Origin of the sequence: Ferroglobus sp. (assembly GCF_015521575.1) — an archaeon.
In the GTDB taxonomy this organism is placed as follows: Archaea; Halobacteriota; Archaeoglobi; order Archaeoglobales; family Archaeoglobaceae; genus Ferroglobus.
The window spans coordinates 1-8,336 of sequence record NZ_WANY01000152.1 but is presented as its reverse complement, the minus strand read 5'-3'; the positions used below and the strand labels follow the sequence as shown (position 1 = coordinate 8,336).

At 45.4% G+C, this 8,336-nt stretch carries 9 protein-coding genes; 6 read left to right on the top strand and 3 right to left on the bottom strand.

The features are described from left to right. The coding region (locus F7C14_RS06305) for an AI-2E family transporter (protein WP_290901001.1) at positions 1–452 on the top strand (452 nt) is incomplete at its 5' end. An 11-nt stretch (positions 453–463) separates the two neighbouring features. On the opposite strand, the gene F7C14_RS06300 is transcribed toward F7C14_RS06305, so the two are convergent. Next, complete coding sequence (locus F7C14_RS06300) at positions 464–1,351, bottom strand: CBS domain-containing protein (RefSeq protein WP_290900999.1); 888 nt, start codon at positions 1,349–1,351, stop codon at positions 464–466. Between the two features lie 132 nt (positions 1,352–1,483). Between F7C14_RS06300 and F7C14_RS06295 the strand changes: the two genes are divergently transcribed. From F7C14_RS06295 to lysA, 4 genes are read left to right on the top strand one after another with little or no spacing between them, the layout of a single operon-like run. Then, positions 1,484–2,995, top strand: coding sequence for an AMP phosphorylase (locus tag F7C14_RS06295; RefSeq protein WP_290900997.1), 1,512 nt, complete (start codon positions 1,484–1,486; stop codon positions 2,993–2,995). A gap of 1 nt (position 2,996) precedes the next feature. Beyond that, positions 2,997–4,124 (top strand): citrate/2-methylcitrate synthase, encoded by a 1,128-nt coding sequence (locus F7C14_RS06290; protein WP_290900995.1) that lies wholly within the window; start codon positions 2,997–2,999, stop codon positions 4,122–4,124. Between the two features lie 30 nt (positions 4,125–4,154). Beyond that, positions 4,155–5,309, top strand: coding sequence for an LL-diaminopimelate aminotransferase (locus F7C14_RS06285; RefSeq protein WP_290900993.1), 1,155 nt, complete (start codon positions 4,155–4,157; stop codon positions 5,307–5,309). Further along, complete coding sequence (lysA, locus tag F7C14_RS06280; RefSeq protein WP_290900990.1) at positions 5,302–6,561, top strand: diaminopimelate decarboxylase; 1,260 nt, start codon at positions 5,302–5,304, stop codon at positions 6,559–6,561. Before F7C14_RS06285 ends, lysA begins: the two co-directional genes overlap by 8 nt. On the opposite strand, the gene F7C14_RS06275 is transcribed toward lysA, so the two are convergent. Together F7C14_RS06275 and F7C14_RS06270 are read right to left on the bottom strand one after the other, a co-directional pair. Further along, the gene (locus tag F7C14_RS06275; RefSeq protein ID WP_290900987.1) at positions 6,530–7,102 is read right to left on the bottom strand and encodes an MFS transporter; all 573 of its coding nucleotides are present in this window, start codon (positions 7,100–7,102) and stop codon (positions 6,530–6,532) included. The two genes, lysA and F7C14_RS06275, sit on opposite strands and share 32 nt — an antisense overlap. After that, complete coding sequence (locus F7C14_RS06270) at positions 7,099–7,650, bottom strand: GMP synthase subunit A (RefSeq protein ID WP_290900985.1); 552 nt, start codon at positions 7,648–7,650, stop codon at positions 7,099–7,101. Before F7C14_RS06270 ends, F7C14_RS06275 begins: the two co-directional genes overlap by 4 nt. A 232-nt stretch (positions 7,651–7,882) precedes the next feature. Here F7C14_RS06270 and F7C14_RS06265 point away from each other — a divergent pair. Beyond that, the coding region (locus F7C14_RS06265) for a hypothetical protein (RefSeq protein WP_290900983.1) at positions 7,883–8,336 on the top strand (454 nt) is incomplete at its 3' end.

Genomic DNA, 8,336 nt, shown 5'->3' with positions numbered 1-8,336 from the left:
CGTCGGAATTTTTTGAGGAGGTGGACAGCATATTCACCGGACTTTGGTTTGGTAATCTCGTTTTTGCTATCATAATAGCTCTCATAAGCTTACCGTTTTTCGTAGCCTTTAACATTCCCTACACTCCCCTTCTTGTCGGATTGATGTTTTTAGCAGCCATAATACCGATTTTTGCCGAATGGATGGTTATAGCTCCTGTGGCGATATACCTGTTCACAGTTGACGTTTACTCGGCAATCTACTTCACTGTGATAGGAGTTGTTTTTCTCTACATCATCCCAGAGTTGTTTATAAGACCCCAGTTTGTGGGCTACGCCTCGAAAATTCATCCTCTCGTTTTGCTCCTATCTTTCATCGGAGGTGGATTGTTTGGGGGAATAGCGGGATTCTTCATAGCTCCAATGTTAGCGGGCATAGCAACAGCTATCTACAACCACTTCACGAAAATTTAAGAAAAATTGCGTTACTTAACTTGCTCTGGAGCAAGGATGCTCAGAATCTTTTGGTCGGTTATCACTCCCACCGGCTTTCCGTTGTCCGTGACGACTAAAATTCTCACGTCTTCGTCTCTCATTATTCTTAGCGCTTCGCTGAGCTTGATCCTTTTGTCAACCGTGACTATTTTCGGTCTCATGATTTTTTCGACCTTTTCGTTCTCTTTTCCTTCAACGAAAGCTTTGACAGCATGGTCCAACGTGAAAATCCCTACAAGCTTGTCGTTCTTCTTGACAGGCGTGCAGTATATTCCGTGCTCAGCTAACCTCTTTGCAGCGTCTTTGACTGTTTCATCAGCCTCGCTCGTTATTATTGGAGCGGACATGTGTTCTCCGACTTCATCCTTTGGAATGGCGTGGATCTTCTCTATGCTTACCACTACCGAATTTTCTGTATCGTCTCTTCCAATTACCCTCCCGTAAATCATTAGCTCGTTCACCGGTGTTGGACCAACGACTATTCTATCTCCGATGTTTATCTTCTTGACGTCTCCTATTATTCTGATTTTCGCTTGACAGACTTCTGGATGGCTTAGAGACGGTAGGTCAATCTCTTCAGCGCTTAAATCTTCCATCAGCTCATCGTTTACGATCACCGGTACTCTCACCGCCTCTTCGGGCTTCGTTATTGCCAAGAGCTCGTAGGCTTTTGCCGTTGGTCTGTATCCTCCCTTCGGTCCCGGCACTCCTTCAACAAGTCCGAGGGCTCTCAAAGCCTGCATTTGGTTTCTCACGGTTCCGGGATTCCTGTTTATAAGCTCCGCTATCTCCTCTCCTTTTACTGATCCACCGCCCTTCTTTTTGTAGAGCGTTACAAGCGCATAGAGAATGTCTTTTTGAATTTGTGTGAGTTCCATTATTTTTCCCTCCTTTTTTAAACGGAAATAGAATTTTGCCAGTATTTATATTTTTCTCACAATCCGAAAAAATTCGTATGCGTTTTAATACCAACAGCAACCTTTATATACGCTTCGCAAGAGTCACTCTAAATGATCTTTAAAGTCAGACTTATTCCGGTGAAGATGAACGAATTCTACGGATTTGCCAATGAAGAAGATTTAAAGGAGATAGGGATAATTCACGGAGATAGGTTGAAACTCGTAAAAGGAAGCAGATCGATAACGATTTTCCCTCAGCCCTCTCAGATAGTGGCGAGGGGAGAGATAGGTATTCCGATAAATATTGCTGAGGAGCTTAAAGTTGAGGATGGGGAGGAAATCAAAGCTTTCCCGATCTCCCGCCCGAAAAGTGTTGAGTACATAAGGAAAAAGCTTTCCGGAAAGAAGCTTTCGAAGGACGAGATTTACGAAATAATCGAAGATATCGTGAACAACAGCTTAAGCGAGGTAGAGCTTACGGCATTTGTCATCTCAAATTACCTCGTAGGCATGGATTTCGACGAGATCGAGTGGATGACGAGGGCTATGATAGAGACTGGAGAGACTATAAGCTTCGAGAAAGGAATAGTTGTAGATAAGCATAGCATAGGCGGAGTTCCCGGCAACAAGATTAGCCTCATCATAGTTCCAACGGTAGCCTCTGCCGGCTTGTTAATTCCAAAAACCGCGAGTAGAGCAATAACTTCCGCAAGCGGTACTGCGGATACCATGGAAGTTTTAGCGAACGTAAATCTGAGCGTTGAGGAGATAAAGGAAATAACGGAAAGAGTTGGAGGGGTTATAGCTTGGGGTGGTGCTACCAACATAGCTCCGGCTGATGATAAGATAATCAGGGTGGAGTACCCTCTCTCGTTGGATCCGAAACCTCAGCTTTTGGCAAGCGTCATGGCTAAGAAAGGAGCTGTCGGAGCGAGACACGTGGTTATAGACATCCCAGTAGGTGAAGGAGCGAAGATATCGGATATGAAGAGGGGAAGGGAACTTTCGAGCGACTTCGTTGAGCTTGGAAGGAGACTCGGACTAAACGTGACTTGTGCAATAACTTACGGAGGACAGCCAATCGGAAGAGCCGTAGGGCCGGCTTTGGAGGCTAAGGAGGCTTTAAAAGCTATGGAAGAAAGAAAAGGCTCTTCGAGTCTCCTTGAAAAATCCTTTGGAATAGCGGGAATTCTCTTCGAAATGGCTGGAATAGCTATGAACGGTTACGAGTACGCTAAAGAGCTTTTCATGAAGGGCAAGACTCACGAGAAGTTCTTGGAAATAGTAGAAGCTCAGGGAGGGGAAATAAGGAAGTCGGAGGAGATAATGGTCGGAGAAAATACGCACACATTCACTGCCGCTTTCGAAGGGGCTGTTGTGGCTGTTAGAAATAAAGCGATAGTCAAAATAGCAAGATCAGCCGGAGCTCCGAAGGATAAGGGTGCTGGAATTGTCGTTCACAAGAAGAAGGGAGAAGTCGTCAAAAAAGGGGATCCTCTATTCACGATTTACGCTGAAAAGGACTGGAAGCTTCAAAATGCTGTAGAAACTGCGAGGGGTGATTTTCCGATTATAGTTTCTGGGATGATCCTCGATAGGTATCCTTCCTTCAAGGTGATGTAGTATGGAAGTTTTGGAAGGTTTGAAGGATGTTGTGGTTTGCGAGAGCGAGATAAGCAGGATAGTCATCGAGAATGGGGAAGCTGTTCTTGAATACAGGGGGTACAACATTCACGATTTGGCGAAACACTCCACCTACGAGGAAGTGGCGTACTTACTCCTTTACGGGGAGTTACCTTCAAAGAGCGAACTGGAGCTGTTTAGCGAAGAGCTAAAAGAAAGAAGGGAGCTTCCTCCGCAGGTTATTGGTTTGCTTTCGAGCCTTTCCCCCTTCAGCCACCCCATGGTAGCTTTGAGAACTTCGGTCAGTTATCTTGGCACTCTGGACAAGTACATACATCACATAGACGAGGAAAAAAGTTTGGAGAAAGCTAAGAATTTAATAGCGAAGCTTCCGACGATTGTTGCATACTTCCACAGGATAAGGACTGGACAAAAGCTCATTCATCCTAACGACGAGCTCGATCATGCGGAAAACTTCCTCTATATGCTCCACGGAGAGATTCCGAATGAAGTTGAATCGCGAGCGTTGGATGTTGATTTGATACTTCACGCGGACCACGAACTCAACGCTTCAACTTTCGCAGCGAGAGTTGCAGCTTCCACCCTCGCTGACATGTACGCTTGCGTTGTTGCTGCGACGGGCACTTTAATGGGTCCGCTCCACGGCGGAGCGAGTCAGAAAGTTATGGAAATGTTGAGGGAAGTGGCTGTGCCTTGGAGGGCTGAAAGTTACGTCAAAGAGAAGCTTGAAAGGGGAGAGAGGATAATGGGCTTTGGACACAGGGTTTACAAGAAGGTCATAGACCCGAGGACGATAGAGCTGAAAACTCTTGCGAAGAAGCTCGCTGAACTTAAAGATCCGAGGTGGTACAAGATAAGTGAGGCTATAGAGGAGGCTGTCAGAAAGTATAAGGGGCTGCTGCCGAACGTTGATTTTTATTCAGCCAGCGTTTACGCAAATCTCGGAATTCCGGACGACATGTTCATCTGCATTTTTGCTCTGGGAAGAATAGCGGGGTGGACGGCACACATAATAGAGCAGTACAAGGACAACACCCTCATAAGACCGAGAGCAAAATACGTGGGACCAATTAGAAGAAAATATATACCCATTGAAGAAAGAGGATAACCTCAAAAGATCTTTTCAGGAGGTGTTCGAGTGGAGCTATCCAGCAGACTCAAGGCTCTTCCTCCTTACCTGTTTGCTGAACTGGACGAGATGAAGAGGAAGAAGGTTTTGGAGGGTGTTGACGTAATAGACTTCGGAGTTGGAGATCCCGACTTACCAACTCCACGGCACATAGTGGAGGAGATGCAGAGGGCTGTTGAGAAGGAGGAAAATCAGAAGTATCCGAGCTACGAGGGGAAACTTGAGTTTAGGGAAGCTGTAGCTGAATTCTATGGTAGGAGGAAGAAGGTGGATCTGAATCCTGAGACTCAGGTTATAGCCTTAATAGGCTCGAAAGAGGGAATAGCTCACCTCCCCTTAGCTTTCGTAAACCCCGGAGATATAGTCCTCGTTCCAGATCCGGGTTATCCCGTTTATTACTCTTCAGCTATACTGGCTGAAGGAAAGCCGTACAAAGTTCCACTCAAGGAGGAAAACGGATTTCTACCGGATTTGGAGAGCATTCCCGATGATGTTGCGAAGAAGGCGAAAATATTCTTCTTGAATTACCCCAACAACCCTACAACGGCTGTTGCGGAAATGGACTTCATAAAAGAATGCGTTGACTTCTGCATAGACAACGAGATAGTTCTCGCTCACGATGCTGCCTACAGCGAAATTGCCTTCGATTACAGACCTAAGAGCTTTTTAGAATACGAAAACTCTTTCGAATGCACGATAGAATTTGGATCGTTGAGCAAAACCTATAACATGACTGGCTGGAGAATTGGTTACGCTGTAGGGAATGAGGAAATTATTAGGGGATTGTTGAAGGTTAAGACGAACGTTGACAGCGGGGTTTTTCAAGCAGTTCAGGATGCTGCTATAGTAGCTTTGAGGGGAGATGACAGCGTTATAGAGGAGAACAACAGGGTTTACAAGGAGAGGAGAGATGTCCTCGTTGAAGGATTGAGAAAGCTCGGTTTTGAGGTGGAAAAACCGAAGGCAACGTTCTACGTTTGGATGAAGGTTGACGGTAGCAGCATAGAGTTTGCGAAGACCCTTCTTGATAAAGCCGGAGTTCTCGTAACCCCCGGAGTTGGGTTTGGGGAGCACGGCGAGGGTTACGTAAGGTTCGCTTTGACGAGAAGCGTTGAAAGAATAAAAGAAGCGTTGGAAAGGATGGAGAGTGCGCTGAATGTTTGAGAGCAAAAATGGCGTTCTTCACGTTGAAGATCTAAGCGTTATCGATTTGGTTGAACGCTTCGGGACTCCTCTCTACGTAACATCCTATGCAAAGCTTAAAGAGAATATAGAGGCTTACAAAAAAGCCTTTAGTTGGGCGAGGGTACTCTATGCGGTAAAAGCTAACAATAATTTGGCGATAATGAAGATAATCGCAAAGGAGAATTTTGGAGCAGACGTTTTTTCTCAGGGAGAGCTCTATCTGAGTCTTTTAGCGGGTTTCGATAAGAAGTTCATCCTTTTCAACGGTAATTCGAAGAGCGAAGAGGAGATAAAAGCCGGGATAGAGTCGGGAGTGAAGTTCAGCGTGGATAGCGTTGACGAGCTTTACACGATCTCCGAAATGGCGTTGGAGATGGGTGTGGAAGTTGAGATAGCTTTCAGGGTAAATCCAGACATAGATCCGAGAACTCACCCTAAGATAGCTACCGGGTTGAAAAAGTCCAAGTTTGGTATTCCCGCTGAGCAGGTTGTTGAAACTTATCGGCTCGCTTTAGAGTTGCCGAATGTAGTTCCTGTTGGAATTCACTGCCACATAGGGAGTCAGATAACCGAAATCTCTCCGTTCGTCGAAGCTGTGAATAGAATTTTCGATCTTGCAGAAAGAGTCGAGGATCTCGGAATTGATCTAAAATTCGTGGACATAGGTGGAGGTTTGGGGATAGACTACGAGAGTAAAGGAGTGCCAACTCCTGAAGATCTGGCTAACGCTCTAAAGCCGGTTTACGAGAATAGAAAGAGCAGACTCGATTCGAATCCCGAACTTTGGCTTGAGCCGGGAAGAAGCTTGGTTGGAAACACTACTATTCTCTTAACGAGAGTAAATGCCGTTAAAAGAGCCTACAAGAATTTTGTGGCGGTAGATGCTGGCTTCAACCTTCTCATCCGTCCGGCGATGTACGGGGCTTACCACAGAATAGCTGTGGCTAACAAAATGGATTGGGAAGAAGAAGAGCTTTACACGGTTGTAGGGCCAATCTGCGAAAGCGGAGATGTTCTCGGAGAAGACAGAAAGCTTCCAAAGGTTGAGAAGGGAGACATAATTGTCGTTTTCGACGCTGGAGCTTACGGATTTGTTATGAGCAGCCAGTACAACGGAAGACCGAGGTGTGCTGAAGTTTTAGTGAAGGGGAACGAAGCGTTCGTTATAAGGGAGAGGGAGAGTTTTGGAGACTTAATCGCTAAGCAGAAAATTCCCGAATTTCTTCTTTAATGCTTTTCAAAACGATGTAGGATGCGACAGTCCCGGCTAATATCGTCAAGAAAGATACTCTGAGCATGAATCTAAAGCCGTAAAGGTCGCTGAGCAAGCCTCCGAGAATCGGACCGATCATCCAGCCGACACTCCAAGTGGAGTTGTAGATTCCCATTGCCTCTCCTCTCTCGTCTTTTCTCGTCAAATCGGCTATAAGCGTTGGAGCGCTAACACCGAGGGTGCTCCAAGCCACTCCTTCGATGAGATGGATTGGATATGCGAAGATGACGTCGGAGATTAGGGAATACAGCAGCATGACAGCTGCAAAGCTTATTTGAGAGGTGAGGATGAGAGGCTTTCTTCCGTATCTGTCTGCTACTCTTCCAGAAATGTATGCCGCTAAAGCTCCGCTCATAGCTCCAAGGGTAAATAAAGAGCCCACTTGGGTTTTCGTCGCTCCAAGCTCTTCGGCTATGTAAATCGGCAGAACGGAGTACATCATGCCGGAGGCGATCATCATCGGCAGCAGCGTTATTGAGAATATCGTCGTCTTTCTCATCTTCTGCAAATCTCAACGAAGTTCTTGTAGAGTTCTACTCCGTACTCTGAGTGGTAAACTTCTGGATGCCACTGCACACCAAATATTGGCTTCTTCTTGTGTTTCATAGCCTCTATTTCGCATATCTCCGATCTTGCAAGAATTTTGAAATTCTCGGGCAACTTTTTAACCTCGTCCATGTGACTCGCCCAAACTTTTATCCTCTCGGGAAATCCTTCAAAAAGCTCGTTTCTATCCACTATTTCGACTTCCACCTCTGCGTAACCTCCAGTTTTTCCTCTTCCGACTTCTCCTCCAAAAACTTTGGCGATGAGCTGATGTCCGAGGCATATGCCGAGAATTGGTATGTCGAGCTTTTTCACGTACTCCTCGCAGTTTCCAGTCTTATCCAAGGAGGGGCCCCCTCCTAAAACAAGCCCGTCGGCGTCGATCTCTTCTACCGGAGTCGTGTTTTGAATAAGCTTGGTTTCAACTCCCAGATCCCTGAGAGTTCTGTGGATGAGGTGATTGTACTGTCCGTAGTTATAGACGACGTAAATCTTGACCATACAACGGAAGTTTCGTCGGCAGATTATAATATTTTTCTCGAAGGTCGTTCACTTTTTGTCGCAGTAAGGGGGGAGCGATAGCGTTATATTCATTCGATTTTCAAACTCTTTTGAGATGATGAATTCAGCCTTGTCTGAGCTGTGATGACGCCACTGGCTCTGATCAAACCTTTTTTATAAAACTTTGTGATGAGGTAAAACCTTATATTTGAAAGTTAACAGTGTATAACTAATGATAATGATCAATATTGTTGAAAGTGTGGTAGCGGCTTTGGGGCTTTTATCCTCTCTTCTTCTCCTTTACCTCTCGGGAACTGGGGAAGTAGAAAAGTTGAGGCTTGCCGTCCAATCTTGGATTTCGCTGAGCAAATATCTGATGATGCTCGCCTTGGTTTTCGCCTTCATTAGTGTTGTTGAATCGCTGGAGTTTCTCTCTTCCGTTTTTGGGATAGATTCTGGAAGTGTTGTAAGGTTGGCGAACATTGTAGCGGGACTTTTTGCAATTCTTTTGTTGATTGCTATAATCAGAGTCCTTGCTAACAACAAGGATGAAATTTTTGTGCTCGACAGCTCAGTTTTTTACGGAAAGTTCGGAATAACTCTGCTTTACGTGGCTGTAATTTTAATAGCTGCAGATCACGTGAAAGGTTTAGTCGGTTCGAAGTTGAAAATCTTATTCGATATTG